Here is a 20,652-nt window from a genome sequence, read left to right on the forward strand (position 1 = left end):
TTTCCTTCATTTTCCCTTCTGCCTCTCATTAGCTTTTATTTTGTTAACAGGAGTATCGGGTGAAAGCCTTAATAAGTATAAAGCAAAAGTCAAAATAGCTTCTGTATAAATATGGTTGTATTATAGTTGTATCTAATTATTACATTTGTGGAGGGGATTAGGTATGAGTGAGAATTGGACAAAGGAAAATATGCCAGACTTAACCGGGAAAGTCGTTATTATTACTGGAGCAAGTAGTGGATTAGGTCTTGCAACGGCAACAGCGATGGCACAAAAAAATGCAACGGTAATTGTTGCAGTTCGAAACCTACAGAAGGGACAAGCTGCAATTAACCATATTAAAACAGTATGTCCGACGTCTAACGTAAAGCTGATGAGGCTTGATTTGTCTGATTTAGATTTGATCAGGTCTTTTGCTGATCAATTTGTTCATGAATACGAAACCCTCTCCATTCTTATTAATAACGCAGGGATTATGAATACACCTTATAGGCTGACAAGCGATGGCTTTGAGTCCCAATTTGGCTGTAATCATTTAGGGCATTTTGCATTGACGGGGTTACTATTACCACGGCTCCTTAATACACCTTCCTCAAGAGTGGTTACCGTAAGTAGCTTAGTTGCTCATAGTGCTTCGATTCGTTTTGATAATTTGGATGGGTCAAAAGGTTATAGTGGCTGGAAAGCTTATGGTCAAAGTAAGCTAGCAAATATGATGTTTGCAAGAGAACTAAATAATAAGCTTTCTGAGCACCAATTGGACACAATGAGTATAGCTTGTCATCCTGGTTTTTCAAATACAAATCTGATGTCATTTGGCTCTGGTAAGAGAGCGAACCCTTTGCTTCGAATGATTAGCAATCTTGCAAGTCAGTCTGCCGATATGGGAGCATTACCTTCCCTATATAGCGCAACTGCACTAAATATCAGTGGAGGTGAATATATTGGACCTGATGGACGTGGTGGAAGAAAGGGCTACCCGAAGCTTGACCCTATTATCAATAAGCTCTATCAAACTGATATCTCACAAAAGCTATGGGAAGTATCTGAACAGCTTACAGGAGTTATATATAAGTTTGAGAAATAATATAGTCTGCACAATAGGTTAGTATTTAAGCACAATGTGTTATTTCGTAAAGTAAGGTGTTTATTTATGCTAAAGATAGTGGTATGGAGGAAATGAATGATAATATAAAGGGAGATGAGTCACATTATGAAAATATGGAATGGCTATTCCAAAGGCATTAACCTAGGAGGATGGTTGTCACAATGTCCTTATAATCATGCACATTATGATAGTTTTATTACTGAAAAGGATATTGAAACGATAGCATCATGGGGACTTGACCATGTCCGTTTGCCAGTTGATCATGAGGTCATTGAGAAAACTGAAAATGTGGAAGCATATGCTGGATTTAAGTATATAGATGACTGTATGAATTGGTGCACTAAAAATGGCCTGAATTTAATTATAGATCTACATAAAGCACCAGGCTTTTCGTTTAATAGTGCAGCAACAAATTCCTTGTTTGACGATGAGCAGCTTCAGCTGCGTTTCATCCAAATATGGAAGGAAATTGCGATTCGTTATGCTAAATATAAGGATACGGTGGCTTTTGAACTTTTAAATGAAATCGTAGAAGAGGATAGCTCCAGATGGAATCAGCTAGCACTTAAAACAATTACAGAAATTCGCCAACTTGCACCTGAAACCAAAATTGTAATCGGGGGAATTCAGTGGAACAGTGTGCATACCCTTGAATTACTAGATGCGCCTTATGATGAAAATATCGTTTATAACTTTCACTTCTATGAGCCATTTTTATTTACTCACCAAAAAGCGGAATGGGTAGAAAACATGCCTGAAAGTAATATGGAGTATCCTGGTAAACTCGAAGTTTATCGCAATACGGCAAAACAAATCGGAGCTTATGGATCAGGATTGCATTTAGAAGAGTTAAAAGAAATGGGTCCGCAATATATTGAGGCGATGATTTCTAGTGCGATTGAGGTTGCAAATGAACGTGATGTTTATCTATATTGTGGAGAGTACGGGGTGATTGAGCATGCCCCTTCACAAAGTGTAGTTAACTGGTATAAGGATGTGAATGGTGTATTTGAGCATTACAATATTGGTAGAGCCGCTTGGACCTATAAATATATGTCGTTTGGGGTTAGTGACCGATATGAAAGTAGTATTAAACCGCAAATTATTTCTTATTTGTAGTTTAAACTAGTAATTTTCTTGATAAATAGCTCTGTATATATTGAAATAACCTTTCGTATCACAGAACACAAATACGAAAGGTTATTTTATGAAAACATGATTAAATCCCAACAGCTGTCATTTTAGTAAGCACCTTTTCCCCTCTTACCGCCATATCTTTGTCGTTGAACCTATGAAGTACCAGCTCTGAAACGATATTTCCGTCCTTCATAAATAGAACCCTGTCAGCCCTTGCTGCGACTTTTGGATCATGGGTTACAAGCAATATCGCTGTCCCCTCTTGGTTGATCTCTCCCAGTAGCTTCATGATTTCATCCGCAGACTTTGAGTTAAGTGCACCCGTCGGCTCATCAGCAAACAATATGTCTGGGCTACTCATTAGGGCACGGCAAATACTGGCTCGCTGAAGCTGACCACCTGAAACCTCTTTAGTATCTCTGGTTTCAAGTGTATCGATACCGGTTTTTTTCATAAGAGTTTTTGCCTTTTGTGTAAGTTTTGCTGTGTCCTTTTTCCCTCTATGCAAGGCAGGAAGAATAATATTATCTAGTAGATTTAAGTTTTTCAGCATCGTAGGCTGCTGGAAAATAAAGCCCATTTTAGTTCGCCGAATATCTGCAAGTGTATTTTCGCGAAGCTTAGAAAGCTCGGTATCACCAAATCTCACCGATCCATCTGTAATCTCATCCATACCACTAAGCGCAAATAGTAGTGTAGATTTTCCTGAACCGGAAGGCCCCATAATTGCAACAAACTCCCCTTGGGCTATGTCTACGTTTACTTCATTTAGCACTTTAAGCTGCTCCTTACCTTTACTAAAGGTTTTCACAATATTTTTACCTCTAATGAGTTTACCTGTAAGTAGGGCATTCATGATGTTAAGCCTCCTTAATATGATCAGAAATTTTTATTGCTTGAATTCCAGAAACGCCTACTATGGTGGCAACGAAGACGCAAACGGTAATCAGTAAGGGAGAAATGAGGTAGACAAACCACGGATTCACTATAAAGTGGAATGTGGATGCACCAAAGGAAGAAACGATAGTCACACCAACCAGCTCCCCTAACGTATTTGCCAAAATCGTACCAATACTTACACCCAGTGCTAATACAGTGATTGAACGCGTCAGGTATTGTCTGCGAATATCCGAATTGGTAAAGCCAATTGATTTCAATATAGCGATAGAATAACGATCTTTTGCTACCAGCATTTTCATAAATAGCGCTGTCACCAGTAATGTTAGCAGGGCTGTTGTCCCGACAGCAACAGTGGAAGCCATGTTGATGGCGTGTCGTATAGACCCAAGCATCTGTCCAATGCTTTCTTCGATACCAGTCACCTTAGCAAAGGGGATCCTTTCCCTATATTGTGCTATGGCTGCCTTTATATTTTGGCGGTCATGAAATGTGACTGCAATGTTGACGGCTAAAACATCTCCGTTATTTTCATCAAAAATAGCTTGTGCTGTTCGACCACCATTGGTGACATCAGAGTAAATTCCACAAATCATCAATTTTTTTTCTACGCCATCAACGATTAAAGTGATTTCATCACCAATCGTTTTTTCAATGTCTTGGGCACTGAGAGCAGAGAGGGCGAGTTCTGATTTCGATTGTGGCGAATGGCCTTTGGAGTAAGTGATAGGAAAAGTGGAAAAGTCACCAAATGTTACTCGTAGCTTCTCTATTGTTCCGTTCTCAGCTTTTCGGTCTAACATCATGCTGGTAAACGAAGCATATTTCTCAACATTCTGATCCTCCTTCAGCATAGTAACAACTTCTGCTGCCTTCCCTAAAACATTCTCTACCTGTGTTCGTGTCACTGCGATATTAACATCGGAAATGCCCATGCCCATATAGGTGATGAAGCTTTTTGCAGAAACCGTACTGCTAATATTTTGTGGCACAATCATAATGAATGAGGAAATAATGAGTACCATTAGCATGGTAACATATAGCTTTTTCCGAGAAAGAATATCCTTGATTCCAAGAAAGATATTCCGAGAAAAGATCTTGTTATTGCTGAGTCGGAAAAGGGAGGGGACTTTCGAATCTTCCTGCGCTGAGCCGTATCGTAACGCCTGAGCCGCAGATATTTTTCGGAAGCGACGCAATACATAGTTCACATACAGTAACACAACTCCACAGATGGATGCGGCCCCTAAAAAACTGCAAAGTAAACCAGGAAAAGGGCTCCCGCTTTCGCCCATGTATAGGCGGATGTTTTGCATAAAAGGGATTTGGAGTGGTAAGGAGAACAAAAACCCTAGCATGCAGGCTACTCCTGCCATAGCGCCATATTTCGCAAAATATAACTTTTTTATTTGTGATACCCGCATCCCAATCGCTTTGAGTACTCCGATTTCCTTATAATCTTCTTCAATCTTAGCCAATAGTGTTAAACGGATACACAAAAATGCTACGATGATAACAAGCCCGCTTATCAAAATAAGCACTGCAATCATGATTCCGTCCGTAATACTATTTATCATCTTCACTTGACTGTAAGTGATGGCGGGTGGACCATTTGCTGGAAGACCTGCATCAAGGTAGGCTGCCTCGAAGGCCGGGAAGGAAGCCTTCTCTGTAAGCCGGAACTCAATAAGGTTTTCTAGTTGTCCGAATTTACGAACTCTTTCAAAATCAGCTTGGCTCACAAGGAATCGCTTGGAGCTTACCAATGCCGCATTCATTGTAGAATCTCGTAAAAATCCTGCGACAGTAAAGGAAACACCATGGATTTTTACAGTATCGCCAAGTACAGCCTTTCCTTCTTTCATGTAATAGAGTGGGACATAGATTTCGCCATCAGTAGGCTGAATAACTTCGCCATTTAAGTTAAGGAGGAAGTCGAATTTCTCTCCCTGTACTGAAAGCCCGTTGTCTTGTACACTACCAGCAAGGGAATTTTTCCCAATGACAATATCCGAGCCTTCGATATTGAGGAATTCAAGCACCTGATCATCTTCTACGTTGTCATTCGTTTTCGCGAAGTGCCGCAATTGCTCCATGTCGATCTCGCCTGTGTGCATCTGCATAAAATGAATTGACTTTGCTGAAACAAGCATATTGTCGATTGCCCCAAAAAGGTTTACTGTCAGTGATCCAGCCAAAGCAGTTAGCATAGCAGCAACAAGGATAAACGCCATTATCGTTACAGTAATTAGCTTACTTTTTCGCATATCGTTTTTGATTATTTTTTGATACATTTTCATCCCTCTATCTTTCTGTGTCCAATAACTTTGGGAAAACTCAGGACAAACATTTTAGTATAAGGGGAGGGGGCGTCCAATATGAAAACATCACCGCAATGCTGTTCCATCACCTTTTTCACAATGGCAAGTCCAAGTCCTGATCCACTATTGGTACTTCTTGAATGACTGCCTGAAACGAAAGGCTCGAATAGTCTCCGAGAGATATATTTTGGGATAGCGGCTCCATTATCGGCAATTTGTATCTCAATACGATGAGGTTCATCCTTTAGACTTACGGCCAATAGGCTACCCATTGGGTTATGATGGATGGCATTTGTCAGTAGATTGCTAATGGCACGAGTGATCTCTATTGAATCTGCCATGTAATATAGGGCGTTGTCTGGTAATTGAAGCTCTAATTTCATTAACTTGCTTTCAATTTCTCCAAATAAAGTGGCGCAAGATACACGAAGCAACTCTACAAGGTCAACGTTCTCAAAATTTAGTTGATATTGAGGCGTTCCTAGCTTGGAATAGGAAAGTAACTGATCTATCAATTGATTCATCTGCGCAGATTTTGCCTTAATTGCTAAATGATATTCCCGCTGTTTGTCAGGTTCCTCGACCAACCCATTTGCTAGGGCCCCCGCGTATCCAGAAATTGTTGTCATGGGTGTTTTTAAGTCATGGGCAATGTGTGAGAAGAGATTCATTCTCTCATTTTCCATGATCATTCGCTGATCTTCGGAGTCTTTCAGCTTTTGCGTCATAAAATTGAAAGCATCTCGCATTTCACCAAATTCTGTTTCTGTTTCGAAATCGAGAGTGATATCTAAATTTCCAGCAGTAACCTTCTTAAATGCCTCCTCCATTTTCAGGACTGGTTCCATAACTTTTTTGCTAATACCACGCCCGAAAAGAATAATTCCTATACAATACACCGAAATTGTAATGAGTATCCATACAATTGAAGACATGATTTGTAGTGTTTTTGTCCCCTCAGTGAGAGGGGAGGAAGCCAGTTCTGAGAAGTTCATCCCGTTATTTAATGTAATTAGACTGAATAGAAACTCCAAGACTAGAAGTGTCAGTGCTATTCCTATGGTATAGCCTATAAATCTGCGAATGATTACACGTTGGAAACTTAGCTTTTTCTTCATGTGAATACCTCCAGACGATAACCTAATCCCCTGACTGTTCCAATGGATACAGCGCAATTAACAGGAAGTTTGCTACGTAGCTTACTAATGGCCACCATGACGGTATTGTCATCAACAATAACTCCCTCCTGCCATGCAGCATCATAAATTTGTTGTTTGGTATATACACGTCCGGGACTTTTCATAAATAGCTTCATAATGTTAAATTCTGTAGCGGTCAGTGAGATTTTTACGTCACCACAGTTAAGCGTGCAGCTAGAAACATTCATACTCAGTTCACCCGCAGTCAGTAAAGTTAAATGAGTCTCAACATCTGTTGTTCCGTCATAGCGACGTAACTGAGCCTTGATACGGGCGATAACCTCTAAAGGATCAAAAGGTTTTGTTACATAATCATCTGCACCAAGATCAAGCCCTAATATTTTCTCGTGATTTTCACTTTTAGCACTTACGATAATAATAGGAATATTGCTACGTTCTCTCAGGTTTTTGATCAACTGATAGCCGTCAAGCTCTGGCATCATAATGTCGATGATAGCTAGATCAACCGAGAGGGTGGTAGTTTTTGTGAGTGCATCGAGTCCATTTTCAGCCTGTATTACGGAATAGCCATCCTTTTCTATATATAACCTAAGCAGTTCACGAATTTCTTTCTCGTCATCTACAACCAAAATAGATTTGTTCATTTTTTCTCCCTTCATCTAGCTCATCTTAGCATTGAGCTGTAGGTTCATTTTAGTTCTACTACCTTTCAGTTAATCACGATTAACCTTAACATTACCTTAAGATTTCTCACATAACTCCGCTTTAAAAGCTTTGTTTTGTAATAGTACAAGCGTACAATTTTCTTGATTTTAGAAAATAAGGATGCTACAATCTCCAAAACTTAACTTTGTTTTCTCAAAGACACTAGGAGGTCACCTGTTTTATGTTAACGACATTTAAGGCTATTGCTACAAAGCTACCGCAAGGTTTACAGGTCGAAACGGAGTCCAGTGGCTTCAAAATTTTGATGGACGAGCCTAAGCAGTTAGGTGGAACAGACCAAGGCATGAACCCAGTTGAGGCTCTTTTGTGTGCGCTTGGGGCATGCCAATCGATTGTGGTTGCCGCGTTTGCCAAACGTTTTGGGTTTTCCTATGAAAAATTTCATGTTGAGCTAGAAGGGGATTTAGATCCTGATGGGTTTATGGGATTGGCGGATGTACGTAATGGATTTCAAGAAATTCGTTATGTGATGCATTTTACGACAACCGAAAGCCAGGAGAAAACAGAGGAGTTTGTTGCCTTTGTGGAAAATACATGTCCTGTAGGCGATTGTTTAACAAATGGCGTTAAATTAGTACAAGCAGGAGTTGTTAGACACTGAATTGATTAGTGGTTGATAACCACCTAAAAACTTACATTGACAACGATTACATCGTGCGTATACAATACCAATATAAACGGAGTGTCACTGATGCGATCAGGCACCACCATTTGTTTTCATAACATTGGATTTATTTCCTTTGTTTATGAGAATACTATGGTGGTGCTTTTTAGTTTTTGTCCGTAAAGGAGGTGGGGGAGATGAAATTTAGGAAATCGTTAAATAACAATATAGCCTTGGCTGTAGATGATGATGGCTGTGAGATCATTATTATTGGGACAGGCGTTGGTTTTAAAAAGGTCAAGGATCAAATTATTGATCCAGCGACGATTCAAAAAACTTTCCGTATTGGTATGGATGATAAATACCATAAGATTGAACAGTTTTTTAATGTAATTCCGCTTCAAGTGATTGATGTCACTGAACGTATCATTCAATATGGTAAAGACTTTTTAAACCAGACACTAAATGATTCCATTTTGCTAGCGTTGGCAGATCATATTCATTTTGCTTTGGAGCGATCCAAGCAAGGAGTTCAAATGCAAAATCCTTTACATTGGGACATCCGTCATCTGTACCCCAAGGAATATGCTGTAGGTCATGAAGCGGTGCGACTCATTAATGAAACATTTGGTGTAATCTTACCTTTATCAGAGGCTAGCTCGATCGCGCTTCACTTTGTAAATGCCCAATATGGCAGTAGTAGTATGGATCAGACGATTAAAATCACAAAAATTATTAACGAAATTGTAGATGTAATGATGGAGCATTTTCAAACTAGCTTGGAACAGGAATCCGTCAGTTTTTCAAGATTTATAACGCATTTGCGCTATTTTATTGTTCGTCAGTTTAATAAAGAATCGTTATCGTTTAAGGATGAAAATTTTCTGTTTGAAGTATTATCACAACGTTATCCTGAGAGCTTTGAGTGTGCCAGTAAATTAAAACTGATGTTGGAGCAAAATTATGGGTTCAATATTACAGCAGATGAAATGGTTTATCTGATGATACACATCGAAAGGGTAACTTCAAGTGCAGATGAGGATGGTCCACTGTTGTAATTATATTGTTAAATAAATTAAATATGGAGTGTTACTGAGTCAAATCAGGCACCACCAAATGTTACTGATCCATATAGATCTATATTCAATATGGGCAGGTGAAGCATTTGGTTTTTTGTGTTTTCAACATATAAGGGGGAACTTCTTATGAATAATAAAGAGCTATCTAAAGAAATTATTTCTTTGATCGGTGGAAGCAGCAATATTAATCAAGCTTGGCATTGTATTACAAGATTACGTTTTAATGTTGCCGATGAGAAAAAGGTACAGCTAGAAAAAATAGCAAGCTTGGATGGCGTATTAGGTGCACAATTCCAAAATGATCAGTTTCAAGTTGTCATTGGCAATCATGTTGCCGCTGTTTACGAGGAGCTTGAAGCACAGCTGGAGCAAGGTGGGTCCCCTGCATCGTCTAACGAGCATAGCGCTCAATCGCAACCTAAAGCCAGAGGGATTAACGCGGTGTTAGATACCATTTCGGGGATTTTCACCCCTGTTTTACCTGCGATTGTGGGTACTGGGATGCTTAAAGGTGTATTGGCACTCTTAGTATCTTTACATGTATTACAGGAACAAAGTGGCGAGTTTCAGGTCATGAGTATGATTGCAAATGCAGCCTTTTATTTCTTACCTTTTCTATTAGCGGTATCTGCGGCACGTAAATTTAAGGTCAATGAATATTTGGCATTAACTATGGCAGGGACTTTGATGTATCCAACCATTTTGGATGCATTTAACGCAAACAAGCTAGACCCGATCCAATTTTTATCGCTAAATGTATCGATTGTAAATTATTCGCAGTCGGTCATTCCGATCATTCTTGGAGTATGGTTACTTAGTTACGTGTACCGCTTCGTGGATAAATTCATTCCGGCTACAGTTAAAATTATTTTCACACCAATGCTAGTTTTAGCAATTACAGTGCCAATTCTTCTCATTTTTATCGGACCTTTGGGCAACTTTATGGGGGTATATTTAGAGAGAGGAACCTCTTGGCTATTTGCCCATGCAGGGGCACTTACAGGAATTATTTTAGGAGGTCTTATGCCTCTGATTGTTATGACAGGCATGCATTATGCCTTCTTTCCTAGCACATTGCAAAATTTAGGTAAGCTTGGCTATGACGTGTTGTTATTACCAATCAACCTAGTCACAAATATGAGTCAAGCAGGTGCAGTTTTCGCTGTATTTTTAAAAACAAAAAATAAAACCATGAAATCTATTGCGTTATCTAGCGGAATTTCCGCTGTATTAGGAATTACTGAGCCCGCATTGTACGGCGTTACACTTAAGCTGAAAAAGCCATTTTATGCTTCGATTGTAGGTGGAGCAGTGGGTGGCGGATTTATTACAGCAGTTGGGTTAAAATGCTTTGGTTTCGCAGTGCCAGGTTTATTATCTTTACCGCTTTACATTCAGCCTGACGGAGGCATGAAAAATTTTGTGTATGCGTTAATTGGACTTTTTCTTAGTATGGCAGTGTCCTTTACACTCACATTGATTTTAGGGTGGGAGGATGGAGCTCCAACGAATCAGAGTGAGCAAGCTAATGTTGTAAAAGATAACAATTCTAAAATAAATCCAAGCGTTTCATCCAATGAAGACACTAAGGTTTTATCCATAGCAGACCGTAAGGGGCAGGTTATGAGTCCATTAGCAGGTGAGCTTGTTCCACTAAATGAGCTTTCAGATGAGACATTTTCTAAGGAATTAACAGGTAAAGGGATTGCGATAAAGCCAAGTGAAGGAATCGTAAGAGCTCCTTTTGATGGAGTTGTGACGATGATTGCGAAAAGCAAACATGCTATTATGCTGCGCTCTCATGATGGAATTGAATTACTTATTCATGTTGGGTTAGATACAGTTTCTTTAAAAGGAAACCATTTTGATGTGAGGGTGTCTGTAGACCAAGAGGTACGCCAAGGTGATGTATTGATGACCTTCGAACTAGACAAAATTGAGGCGGCAGGGCTTGAAATTGTATCTCCAGTTATAGTGACCAATACACCTGATTATCTTGAGGTAGTCCCTGTACATGTGAAAGGGGTGATTTCAGTGAGTGATTTGCTCTTATTCACTGTCCGCTGATGACTCCCGTTCACATCGATGATTGATATTGGTCATGATTTAAATTTTATATTATACAAAAAGGAGAGAATATAATGTTGAAAAAAACAGTAGTACCACAATTTCAAGAGGGTTTTCTATGGGGAGGAGCAACGGCTGCCAATCAGTTAGAGGGAGCATTTGATGCAGATGGGAAAGGCTTGTCTACGTCAGATATGGCTCCATTTATTCCCTACGATTCACGTAATGGTAAGGACTTCACATTTGATGTTAACTCTGTTGAGCTTGAGCAATATTTGAGTGGAGATACAGATGTTTATTTCCCTAAGCGTAATGGGGTTGATTTTTATCATCGTTATAAAGAGGATATTGCACTTTTTGCTGAAATGGGCTTTAAAGTTTTCCGTATGTCGATCGCATGGCCACGTATCTTCCCAACTGGAGAAGAGGAAACTCCGAATGAAGCAGGGTTAGCTTTTTATGATAAGGTGTTAGACGAGCTATTAAAATATAACATTGAGCCATTAGTAACGATTTCTCATTATGAAATGCCAGTTGCGTTGTCACAAAAATATAATGGCTGGGAAGATCGTAGATTAATAGATCTGTATCTTAAATTTGCAAATACTTTATTTGATCGCTACAAGGATAAAGTAAAGTATTGGATTACGTTTAATGAAATGAACATGATGCTTACAAGCTTGTATACAGGTGGCGGAATTTTAGAGGATAAAATTAAGGGTAGCAAGGAGCAGGTCGGTTATCAAGCGACACATCATCAATTTGTGGCAAGTGCGTTAGCGGTGAAAAGTGGGAAAGAAAAAATGCCAAATGCGCAAATTGGCTGTATGATTTGTCGCTTGGAGACATATGCCGCTTCAAGTAAACCTGAAGATGTGTTACAAACGTTAAAAGAAGATCAAATGAACCTCTTCTACCCAGAAGTACAGGTACGTGGAGAGTATCCATCTTATATGAATCGTTACTTTAAGGAGCAAGGTATCGAAATCGTGAAGGAAGCTGGTGACGATGAAATTCTTCGTAATAACACAGTGGACTTTATTGCATTTAGTTATTATATGACCTACATTGGCAAATACGATCCAAATGATAACAGCAACTCTGGTATGCTGGTTAGTCAAATTAAAAACCCGCATCTAGAGCTATCGCAATGGGGCTGGCCGATTGACCCAATTGGTTTGCGTATTGCACTAAATCGCTTGTATGATCGTTATCAAAAACCATTATTTGTAGTAGAAAATGGCTTAGGCGCAAAAGATGTGTTAGAAGAAGATGGTTCTATTCATGATTCCTATCGTATCGACTACCTACGTGCGCATATTGAGCAAATGAAGGAAGCCGTTGCAGATGGTGTAGAACTTATGGGCTTCACAAGCTGGGGACCAATTGATATTATTAGCTGTTCAACTTCTGAGATGGCAAAACGTTACGGCTTTATTTATGTCGATCAGGATAACTTAGGTAATGGCACGCTTGATCGCTATCGTAAGGATTCCTTCTACTGGTACAAGCAAGTGATTGAAAGTAACGGGGAAGTGTTGTAAAGGCAATGATTTAAAGGGGAAACGGTTTATAGATTAATATTTAGGGAGTGTCCCATGATGATGGGGCACTTCTTTTTTTGCATACAAAAAGGCAGTATATTCAGGTTTTCAATCCAAGATATTCTTTTATCTTTTGAATAATCTATTAATGTATCTCAGAAATAAGGAGGAGTAAACATGGTGACTTTTAAATATGATCGTTTATGTGGCTCAGAATCTTTACAAACGACACATCAAGGAATATCAGCTAAAATAAAGCTTCCATCTAATATTATTGTTGGTTCTTCCCCTATTAATGGAACACGGAATGATGACTATGTGAATTTTTATTTAATTTATAATAATTATCTTGAAGGTGGTATCTCTTGGACACCTTACGCAGAGGATGGTAAGGCGGGTTTTCGTCTTTTTCTAAATAGTGGTGCTTTTGAAGGTGGAGACAACCTTTATTGGAGATCTAAAAACGTTTCAGAATTAGGCTACAATTTTGGATTTGGAGATACAGTGTTACTTACACTTGTACCTACTCAAAATGGATCGCGGTCTCAACTATGGGTGAACAGTAAAATAGTGTATGATCTACCCAATCATAAATCTCAACCAACAACAGCTCGTGTAGCATACACACATGGTTGTAAGGATCAATATGGGTATGTCCAACACAATACAGCGACCTGGTCTCAAGTTGAAATTCTCCGTAATGGAACATGGGGAGGATGGGGTGCGAATGACTGGGGTTACGCTCCATATCGAAAAAATGCTAATGCTTATGGTATATACACTGAGCATCCTGTTTCTGCTTATTTAGCTAAGCCTAATGGTCCTTCACCAGCAGGTTAAAGGAAAGTAACAGTAAGCTTAAAATAAGTTAGATAGATTATAAAAACTGCCGAGATTCTCGGCAGTTGATTTTTTTAACTGTTTAAGTGATAAGTTTTCTTATTTAATTTTTAATTCTGGCCCCAATTACCAGGGGAGTACTTGATACTGCTGGTACAACAACTTGGAAAGATTCTGATACGGTTGATAAGCCACCAACCTGTAATTCCAAGATATCTAGACCGTACCATCCTGGAACATTCCCCCATTGATTAGAAGGGGAGTATCTATATCCAATTCCTTTATAGTAGAAACAAGGGAAAAGTGATCCACCTGAACTACCAATGAATATTTGATATCTACGTGAGGAGGTACTAGTATTTCTAATTGGCAATGTTATATTGATTTGTTGACCATAGTTTCCTAAAATTCCACCAGATGCCCCACCGCTGTAATCTGCTATCCATGGTACATCAGCACCGTTAAAGGTATCACCTGCAGCAGCAAGTGTATAATATTTTCCTTTTGAATCAGTTGGGGCTAATGAATTAAAGTTTGTTGTATTCCAATAGCCACCTTGACCAATTCCACGAACTCGGTTTGATCCGTCTACAGCTGCGGCAGCATTTGCATTTCCTGAATTTGAAATATAAGCTAAATCCCAAAAGGTAACACTTGCATCAGTATTATTTTGAGCATTAGTTATACTTACACGAGCTACTATGCCAAATACGCCATCATTTGGAATTTGATTTTGTAGAAAAATATTTCCGTATCCACCTGGTTGAATGGTTACTGTAACGGGGGAAGACATACTTGTGTTCCAGAAAGAAAGCCATGCGTTAGAATCTGGTTGGACTCCAGAAAATTTTGTAAGACCATAATTAGACGAGGAAACTTTGACTGGGAATGCGTTAGGATTATGAATTAGGATACAGTTAGTGATTGAAGAACCTGTTTTGTTAGAATGCCAGGTATAAATCTGACCTGTACCTTTAACTGGTGCACGATTTAAAAAATAACCGTTATCAGCTAGGGCTGTTTTTGAAACTGATTCTGGATTATTGGAATAAAAGAAAAAACCACCAGCTAAGTTTGTAGTACCTGATCCACGTGGCTCAGCACTATTATATCCGAATAAAAACGGAGAACTATTATTAATAACGACAGTACCCATTTTATCACTCCATAACTATAATTTTTTTGTGAGAGATTACTAGTGAGTAAATTTCATCTCAAAATTAATCTATGAAAGGATGTTCAAAGATTCTTGTGGTAATGACATGAATTTTATAAGTTTTTTTTAATTTATGTATTTAGCATGGGGGATACATCTGCATGGAAGATAGAAAAATAGATTTATATAGTATAAAATTGGAATAATATAAATCCAAGGAAGCTGGAGGACTGATATGAAACGTTTGTATTTGTTTCTTGTACTTTTATTGGCTCTAAGTGCATGTGATACTGCTACAAATAATATGAAGGCAAATGATGTGCCTAAGGTGGAGAATAGCACAACGATGGTTCCCCCAACTAACGGTGATCAGAATAAATCAGAGGCGAAGATATCTCCTGCTTTTTTAGCAAAGGAGGATAAAAAATTATCGATTCAGGACTATGAAACCGCGTATAAAATGACGACAAAGGCATTAACTCAATATTATAAAGCAATTTGGAATCATGCAGAGTTTGATGCAGATGCTTATTTCTTAAATGAAAATTTAAAGCAATATACGACTAAAAAAATAAAAGATCAGTATAATCTTGCTGTAAAGCATGACCTTACGAGTAACATTGTGACAAATGTTGAGTTTATAAGTGATGAGGTAAAATTTGTGGATGATGAAAATCAGTATTTATATTTGAAATTAAAAGCGGCTATTCAGCATGACATAGGTGGTTATGGTGAAGTTACGGAGTTCCTTGTCCAAAATCAAGAGGGGAAGCTCGTCATTGTAGATTGGTATTGTGGTGCAAAGGATAGCTATGACATGACTATACGTGGAGCTGGTCAGGTCATCAACAATCCTAACGTTTGGAATGATGATGAGTGGGTTGAAAAACTTAAGCTTAAAGCCGCTACAAACGAAGGTTAATTTTGCTAATTGTGTTAGCTAAGATCCAGAGATTTTAAGAGACAACCTTCGCTAGTCTGAGTTAGCCTCAAGCACTGATCTCAAGATTGAGCCTCTTTTTCATATACTTTTTACATATATATCTCATAGAATTGCCCAATTTGGTTGTTATTCTTAATACAAATCCAAACAAGAGGTGATTCAATTATGAAAAAGTGGACTAAACAAGTAGCAGCATTATTAACAGCAATTAGCGTGATGGGCGCAGGTACAAGCGCATTTGCGGCTTCCTCGGAAGTTTCAAATAGCAAGACACCTGTGAAATCATCAGTAACAAGCTCAAGCAGCACAACTAAAGCACCTGCATATAAAGCAGCAGAAAAGAAAACTACAACAGGTATTACACCAAAAACGACTACCAAGCAAACACCAGTTACAAAAACAGAAACTAAAAAAGCGACAACTACAAAACCAGCAATAAAAACGACAACTACAAAGCCAGCAACTAAGAAAACAACTAAAGCAGTAACAACAAAAAAGACTCCCAAAAAAGTAGTGAAAAAAGCCAAAGCAGTTAGCAAAAAGCATAAAGCAATTAAAAGCAAAAAACATCAAAAAAAAGTTAACAAAACAGTGAACAAAAAACATGTAAGTGCAAACAAAAATAATGTAAGCAACAATAAAAAGAAACCAACTAAAAAAGTAGAAACTAAAACAACTACTCCAGTAACTAAGAAAAAATAATATAAGCTTTAAGATTTTCATCTAATATTCACTTATATTCAGAAGGCGAGAGCTCCATTGGACTCCCGTCTTTTGTTCTATTAAAATATCGTTAGTAGTTTTTATTTTGTCGTGGGGAGAGAAGGATCATGCAGAAAATTGTCGTTGTGGATGATGATCAATTTATTTTACAGCTTCTATCCGAATATTTACGTAAGGAAGGGTATGAGGTTACTTCATTTCTGAATGGGAAAGAGCTGATTCCGTTTGTGAGATCGTCATCACCAGACTGTATGATATTAGATATTATGATACCAGGTATCGATGGTTTGACCTTGCTGACAGAGCTTCGTTCCTTTACTGAAATGCCTATTATTATGATCTCCGCACGTGGAGAGGAAAATGATAGAATACAAGGCTTGGAATTAGGATGTAGTGATTTTTTGAGCAAGCCCTTTAATCCACGTGAACTAGTAGGTCGAGTCAAGGCGATGCTTCGTCTCTCCGAGGCTGGTTATGGACATAGCAAAGGTCAAGAGTCTTCTAAAGATAAAGGCTGGGCGATCGGCAATGTACGGATTGAACCTGAATTTCGTCGGGTAATGATCAATGAGGCGGAAGTTCCATTAACCTCGCGTGAATTTGAGTTGTTACAATTTTTAGCGTCTTATCCTGAACGACCCTTTGAGAGGGAGCACCTCATTCAGCAAATATGGCAATATGACTTTTTAGGGGATATTAGGGTGGTTGATGATCTTGTGAAGCGTGTCCGCCGGAAGCTCTCTGAATCTGATTCTACCTTAATGATTGATACAGTATGGGGTTTTGGCTATAAAGTATCGGTTCGGCAGGTATAATATGAAGACGATTAGAGGGAAGTTATTATTTTCCATGTCTGCTGCCATGTTAGCAACGATTGCAATTACGATTGTGCTGTTCATCCATCTCATTGATGATCTTATTTTAAACCAAGCCAAGGATCAGCTCCATCAGCAAGTTCCCCGAGCTTTAGAAATATTAAATAGTGGAGATTTAAAGGATTTGGATCGAACAAGCTTTAAATATATTGTGCGTGATGTGATGCTTGATGCGGATTACTTAGTGTTTGATAAAAATCATAGAATTATAGCCGCTAGCGATATTAAAGAAGAAGGGACAGTTTTTCACTTTAAAAGTCATGATGGTGAAGGAACAAGCTCACTCCAAGGGACAAAAATAATTTATGCTCAGGCAGAATTAAAAAATACACCGTATCGAATTTTAATTTATTCTCCTTTGTCATCAGTAAGAGCATTAGCAGGCTCCATTCTTAAAACAACCTTGTTAGCAACGGGAGCTAGTTTTGCGGTTATTCTCTGCATTGGTTTACTTACCGTTTCTCAAATTGTGAAGCCACTTAATCGTTTGAAAAAGAAGGTAAGTGAATATGAGCCAAGTCATCCTGCTATAAGTTCCTTTTCAATCGATGAAAAAGGGGAAATTGGTGAGCTTAGTCATACTTTTCAGCTAATGGCTGACCGAATCTCTTCTCATCATCAAAAGCAAATTGAATTTTTACAAAATGTATCACATGAGTTAAAAACACCATTGATGTCCATTAACGGGTATGTATATGCCATTCGAGATGGTGTTGTATCTCAGGAAAATGGGCTACAGGTCATTACTTCTCAGTCCCGTAGGCTGGTTGAAATGGTAGATAAGCTATTGTTATTATCCAAATTGGAGGCATTGGAAGAGGCTTGGCCTGAAGAGGAGATAAATGTGCAGGATTTGGTACAGGAAGCCATTGATTTAATGACTCCGGCTGTTGTTGAGCGTAACCTATCTTTACAGCTTGCGGGTCATAATTTTGGGATCAAAACGACAGGGGAGCAATTATTCCGTATCCTTTTAAATTTACTTCAAAATGCAGTTAGGCATACAATCAGTCAAATTGTGGTTACAACCGAGCAAACCAATGAAGGATGGGTACTGCATGTGGATGATGATGGCCCGGGTTTGGCAGAGTCTGAGCGTACAGAAGTATTTGGAAGATTTGTTACTGGGGCAAACGGTGTAACAGGCTTGGGTTTAGCGATCAGTCTACAAATAGCACGTCATCTTGGTGGTGAACTTATTTATTCTGACTCTCCTTTAGGAGGGGCTAGATTTAGTTTTATTCGAGCTCATCGCTAGAAAGCACCATCTATTATATATTGTTACTGTTTAGGTAAAAAGCTTATAGATTGATTTAAGGTTGCTAAATATATTCAACCCTCATGCTATGTTATATAATGTGCAATATAAATGATAAAAGAGATGGAGTATTCTATATGATCAAAAAAATGGACTGGGAATCAGGGAAATGGCTTAATCCACCATTGTCTGCACAAAAAGAAGGCGATTTCTTTAAAATTACACCTGAAAAAGGAAGAGATTTTTGGAAAAAGACGTTATATGGTTTTGAATTTGAGGATGGCGCCGCATTGTTAGAAGAGTGGGATAAAAGTACAGCCGTAGAAGTTTCCTTTTTGTTATCTTCATTTACAGAGCTATATGATCAAGCAGGGATTTTACTCTATCATGGGCCAGAGCAGTGGATTAAATGTGGAGTGGAAATCAACGATGGAATTCCGCAGGTATCCGCAGTTGTTACAAATGGCTACTCTGATTGGTCACTTGCAGCAGTTCCTGATTGGATGGATGAAGAGGTTACGCTTCGTGCATCGATTATAAAAGATGCGGTTGTTATACGTGCTCGAACTCAAAATCATCCTTGGCGAACGATTCGCGTTGCTCGTTTCCCTTATGAGACAGGGAATCAAGCGGGGCCTTACACTTGTTCCCCAACACGAGAAGGTCTAGAGGTTACCTTTACACGATGGGCTTTTACAAAGCCGGATGAAGATCTTCATACTGACCCAGTTACAGAATAAAACGAAAAATGAGAAAAAAAGGAAATCAAACTATGACATTATTGTTGAATATTCCAATGAGGACATTGAGACAATGAATGTTTTATTTTGTGAACAGGAAATAAATACTCTTGATTAACGATTCTATATAATGAGTGTGGAATTTTGTATTAAAGCCTAGAAGATAGAAGCTTAGGAAATTAAGCTTAGAAAATAGAAGTAATCCTTCAAAAAAAGCTATGCGAATTGCTCGCACAGCTTTTTTTGAAGCAATTAGTATATTACGGTATAAGCTGGATCCGTAATTTTTAATCTATCCTTTAACCCTGAGGTGGCGTATATTTTTTGCTCATTTGTAATAAACAGAGCTTCAACGCCATCCAAACCTTCAATATATTTAAGCCCCTCTTTTACGCCCATCACAAAAATCCCTTTCGTAAGCGCCTCTGCTTCAACGGCATCCTTGCCGATAATGGTTACACTTTCTAGTCCATTTTGAATCGGATAACCGGTTCGAGGATCGAAGATATGATGATATCTTACACCATCCTGTATAAAGAAACGCTCGTAAACACCAGACGTATTAATGACCTCATTATTTAAGGTTATTGTTCCAAGGGAGTTACCTCTGCTTTGATCTGGATTTTGAATGCCTAATAACCAATCCGAGCCATTCAGCTTTTTACCTACCGTAATAATACTACTACTTCCCATGTTGATTAAGGCACTTACATGACCATTTTTTAGCAAATACGCTCTAATTTGTTCCGCGGCGTATCCTTTCCCGATTCCACCAAGGTCCAGCACCATACCTTTACGCAAGAGCTTGACACTATGCTCCTGTTTATTTAATTCAATATCCTTATAGTTGGTTAGTGCCATTGCAGTGTTAATTTCGTTTTGCTTAGGAACATGTGCACCTTCGTTCCCAATTTTCCATAAGTCAACGAGAGGGCCAATTGCGATATCAAAAAAACCATTGGTTTGATCTCCATATTTAATAGAACGGGCAATTAACTCAAACAAATCAGGGGAGACCTTAACTGCAGACACACCAGCGGCAGCATTAATTTGCTGTATTTCACTACCAACCTTATCTTTGTTCATTTTATCGTCTAAATCGTGAAGTAAATTCCCGATATCTGTTAATGTTTGTTCATTTGCCTTCTCACCAAAAACCTTGACTCTTACCACGGTATCATAAATGAAATAGTCTTCTGTTACAAAATCAGAGGTAGAAGCTGGAGTAGGGTTATCCTTTTTCTTATTTTGAAGCAAATAAACGCTAGTCGCAGTAATTAGCAACAAAAGTATACTGGCTGTAATAATGACACTTTTTTTTCTCATGAAGGGCACCATCCGTTAGTTGAAATAAATTAATGTATCCAAAGCAAAAAGCATACGTGAATCCGTAAAATCTATTATAACAAATAACTTCTTAGTAGCATGTGAAAATAAATAAAAAATATTTGCAAAATCTTAATACATTCTTAAT

18 protein-coding genes are annotated in these 20,652 nt (G+C 38.5%); 12 read left to right on the forward strand and 6 right to left on the reverse strand.

Going from position 1 to position 20,652, the window contains the following annotated elements; translation table 11 throughout:
• Positions 1 to 163: 163 nt before the first annotated feature.
• Together J2Z32_RS18685 and J2Z32_RS18690 are read left to right on the forward strand one after the other, a co-directional pair.
• A complete protein-coding gene (locus J2Z32_RS18685) occupies positions 164 to 1,087 on the forward strand; it encodes an oxidoreductase (protein ID WP_210090709.1) in 924 nt (307 codons plus the stop codon).
• Positions 1,088 to 1,213: 126 nt separating this feature from the next.
• On the forward strand, positions 1,214 to 2,227 hold the full coding sequence (locus tag J2Z32_RS18690) for a glycoside hydrolase family 5 protein (protein WP_210090710.1): 1,014 nt from the start codon (positions 1,214 to 1,216) through the stop codon (positions 2,225 to 2,227).
• A gap of 100 nt (positions 2,228 to 2,327) precedes the next feature.
• Here J2Z32_RS18690 and J2Z32_RS18695 read toward each other — a convergent pair whose 3' ends face one another.
• Genes J2Z32_RS18695 through J2Z32_RS18710 form a run of 4 tightly spaced genes read right to left on the reverse strand, consistent with a single transcriptional unit; the run spans position 2,328 to position 7,267 of the window.
• Positions 2,328 to 3,101, reverse strand: a complete 774-nt coding sequence (locus J2Z32_RS18695) for an ABC transporter ATP-binding protein (RefSeq protein WP_210090711.1) — start codon at positions 3,099 to 3,101, stop codon at positions 2,328 to 2,330.
• A gap of 4 nt (positions 3,102 to 3,105) precedes the next feature.
• Entirely contained in the window at positions 3,106 to 5,436 is a 2,331-nt protein-coding gene (locus tag J2Z32_RS18700; protein ID WP_210090712.1) for an ABC transporter permease, read from the reverse strand.
• Between the two features lie 2 nt (positions 5,437 to 5,438).
• The gene (locus J2Z32_RS18705) at positions 5,439 to 6,581 is read right to left on the reverse strand and encodes a HAMP domain-containing sensor histidine kinase (protein ID WP_210090713.1); all 1,143 of its coding nucleotides are present in this window, start codon (positions 6,579 to 6,581) and stop codon (positions 5,439 to 5,441) included.
• The gene (locus tag J2Z32_RS18710; RefSeq protein ID WP_210090714.1) at positions 6,578 to 7,267 is read right to left on the reverse strand and encodes a response regulator transcription factor; all 690 of its coding nucleotides are present in this window, start codon (positions 7,265 to 7,267) and stop codon (positions 6,578 to 6,580) included. Before J2Z32_RS18710 ends, J2Z32_RS18705 begins: the two co-directional genes overlap by 4 nt.
• Positions 7,268 to 7,509: 242 nt before the next feature.
• Between J2Z32_RS18710 and J2Z32_RS18715 the strand changes: the two genes are divergently transcribed.
• The 5 genes from J2Z32_RS18715 (at position 7,510) to J2Z32_RS18735 (ending at position 13,483) form a co-directional block, all read left to right on the forward strand.
• Positions 7,510 to 7,950 (forward strand): OsmC family protein, encoded by a 441-nt coding sequence (locus J2Z32_RS18715; protein ID WP_210090715.1) that lies wholly within the window; start codon positions 7,510 to 7,512, stop codon positions 7,948 to 7,950.
• Positions 7,951 to 8,150: 200 nt separating this feature from the next.
• A complete protein-coding gene (gene licT / locus J2Z32_RS18720; protein WP_210090716.1) occupies positions 8,151 to 9,011 on the forward strand; it encodes a BglG family transcription antiterminator LicT in 861 nt (286 codons plus the stop codon).
• A 147-nt stretch (positions 9,012 to 9,158) separates the two neighbouring features.
• The gene (locus J2Z32_RS18725) at positions 9,159 to 11,099 is read left to right on the forward strand and encodes a beta-glucoside-specific PTS transporter subunit IIABC (RefSeq protein WP_210090717.1); all 1,941 of its coding nucleotides are present in this window, start codon (positions 9,159 to 9,161) and stop codon (positions 11,097 to 11,099) included.
• A 74-nt stretch (positions 11,100 to 11,173) separates the two neighbouring features.
• A complete protein-coding gene (locus J2Z32_RS18730; RefSeq protein ID WP_210090718.1) occupies positions 11,174 to 12,643 on the forward strand; it encodes a glycoside hydrolase family 1 protein in 1,470 nt (489 codons plus the stop codon).
• Positions 12,644 to 12,820: 177 nt separating this feature from the next.
• A complete protein-coding gene (locus J2Z32_RS18735) occupies positions 12,821 to 13,483 on the forward strand; it encodes a hypothetical protein (RefSeq protein WP_210090719.1) in 663 nt (220 codons plus the stop codon).
• 103 nt (positions 13,484 to 13,586) lie between these two features.
• Here the strand turns inward: J2Z32_RS18735 and J2Z32_RS18740 are convergent, their stop codons facing one another.
• The gene (locus J2Z32_RS18740) at positions 13,587 to 14,639 is read right to left on the reverse strand and encodes a hypothetical protein (protein WP_210090720.1); all 1,053 of its coding nucleotides are present in this window, start codon (positions 14,637 to 14,639) and stop codon (positions 13,587 to 13,589) included.
• Between the two features lie 235 nt (positions 14,640 to 14,874).
• On the opposite strand from J2Z32_RS18740, the gene J2Z32_RS18745 reads away from it, so the two are divergent.
• From J2Z32_RS18745 to J2Z32_RS18765, 5 genes are all read left to right on the forward strand, one after another.
• Complete coding sequence (locus tag J2Z32_RS18745; RefSeq protein WP_210090721.1) at positions 14,875 to 15,561, forward strand: hypothetical protein; 687 nt, start codon at positions 14,875 to 14,877, stop codon at positions 15,559 to 15,561.
• A 186-nt stretch (positions 15,562 to 15,747) separates the two neighbouring features.
• Entirely contained in the window at positions 15,748 to 16,284 is a 537-nt protein-coding gene (locus J2Z32_RS18750) for a hypothetical protein (RefSeq protein WP_210090722.1), read from the forward strand.
• A 128-nt stretch (positions 16,285 to 16,412) separates the two neighbouring features.
• The gene (locus tag J2Z32_RS18755) at positions 16,413 to 17,120 is read left to right on the forward strand and encodes a response regulator transcription factor (RefSeq protein WP_210090723.1); all 708 of its coding nucleotides are present in this window, start codon (positions 16,413 to 16,415) and stop codon (positions 17,118 to 17,120) included.
• Position 17,121: 1 nt separating this feature from the next.
• Complete coding sequence (locus tag J2Z32_RS18760; protein ID WP_210090724.1) at positions 17,122 to 18,438, forward strand: ATP-binding protein; 1,317 nt, start codon at positions 17,122 to 17,124, stop codon at positions 18,436 to 18,438.
• A gap of 137 nt (positions 18,439 to 18,575) precedes the next feature.
• A complete protein-coding gene (locus J2Z32_RS18765) occupies positions 18,576 to 19,178 on the forward strand; it encodes a DUF1349 domain-containing protein (protein WP_210090725.1) in 603 nt (200 codons plus the stop codon).
• A gap of 252 nt (positions 19,179 to 19,430) precedes the next feature.
• Here J2Z32_RS18765 and J2Z32_RS18770 read toward each other — a convergent pair whose 3' ends face one another.
• Positions 19,431 to 20,504 carry an FAD:protein FMN transferase gene (locus J2Z32_RS18770; protein ID WP_210090726.1) on the reverse strand — a complete coding sequence of 358 codons (1,074 nt, stop codon included), beginning with the start codon at positions 20,502 to 20,504 and terminating at the stop codon, positions 19,431 to 19,433.
• Positions 20,505 to 20,652: the final 148 nt, after the last annotated feature.

The organism is Paenibacillus turicensis, assembly GCF_017873435.1.
GTDB lineage: Bacteria > Bacillota > Bacilli > Paenibacillales > Paenibacillaceae > Fontibacillus > Fontibacillus turicensis.

Coding starts and splice junctions, on each gene's coding strand:
- J2Z32_RS18685 (WP_210090709.1), top strand. CDS start 164: ATGAGTGAGAATTGGACAAAGGAAAATATGCCAGACTTAACCGGGAAA.
- J2Z32_RS18690 (WP_210090710.1), top strand. CDS start 1,214: ATGAAAATATGGAATGGCTATTCCAAAGGCATTAACCTAGGAGGATGG.
- J2Z32_RS18695 (WP_210090711.1), bottom strand. CDS start 3,101: ATGAATGCCCTACTTACAGGTAAACTCATTAGAGGTAAAAATATTGTG.
- J2Z32_RS18700 (WP_210090712.1), bottom strand. CDS start 5,436: ATGTATCAAAAAATAATCAAAAACGATATGCGAAAAAGTAAGCTAATT.
- J2Z32_RS18705 (WP_210090713.1), bottom strand. CDS start 6,581: ATGAAGAAAAAGCTAAGTTTCCAACGTGTAATCATTCGCAGATTTATA.
- J2Z32_RS18710 (WP_210090714.1), bottom strand. CDS start 7,267: ATGAACAAATCTATTTTGGTTGTAGATGACGAGAAAGAAATTCGTGAA.
- J2Z32_RS18715 (WP_210090715.1), top strand. CDS start 7,510: ATGTTAACGACATTTAAGGCTATTGCTACAAAGCTACCGCAAGGTTTA.
- licT (WP_210090716.1), top strand. CDS start 8,151: ATGAAATTTAGGAAATCGTTAAATAACAATATAGCCTTGGCTGTAGAT.
- J2Z32_RS18725 (WP_210090717.1), top strand. CDS start 9,159: ATGAATAATAAAGAGCTATCTAAAGAAATTATTTCTTTGATCGGTGGA.
- J2Z32_RS18730 (WP_210090718.1), top strand. CDS start 11,174: ATGTTGAAAAAAACAGTAGTACCACAATTTCAAGAGGGTTTTCTATGG.
- J2Z32_RS18735 (WP_210090719.1), top strand. CDS start 12,821: ATGGTGACTTTTAAATATGATCGTTTATGTGGCTCAGAATCTTTACAA.
- J2Z32_RS18740 (WP_210090720.1), bottom strand. CDS start 14,639: ATGGGTACTGTCGTTATTAATAATAGTTCTCCGTTTTTATTCGGATAT.
- J2Z32_RS18745 (WP_210090721.1), top strand. CDS start 14,875: ATGAAACGTTTGTATTTGTTTCTTGTACTTTTATTGGCTCTAAGTGCA.
- J2Z32_RS18750 (WP_210090722.1), top strand. CDS start 15,748: ATGAAAAAGTGGACTAAACAAGTAGCAGCATTATTAACAGCAATTAGC.
- J2Z32_RS18755 (WP_210090723.1), top strand. CDS start 16,413: ATGCAGAAAATTGTCGTTGTGGATGATGATCAATTTATTTTACAGCTT.
- J2Z32_RS18760 (WP_210090724.1), top strand. CDS start 17,122: ATGAAGACGATTAGAGGGAAGTTATTATTTTCCATGTCTGCTGCCATG.
- J2Z32_RS18765 (WP_210090725.1), top strand. CDS start 18,576: ATGATCAAAAAAATGGACTGGGAATCAGGGAAATGGCTTAATCCACCA.
- J2Z32_RS18770 (WP_210090726.1), bottom strand. CDS start 20,504: ATGAGAAAAAAAAGTGTCATTATTACAGCCAGTATACTTTTGTTGCTA.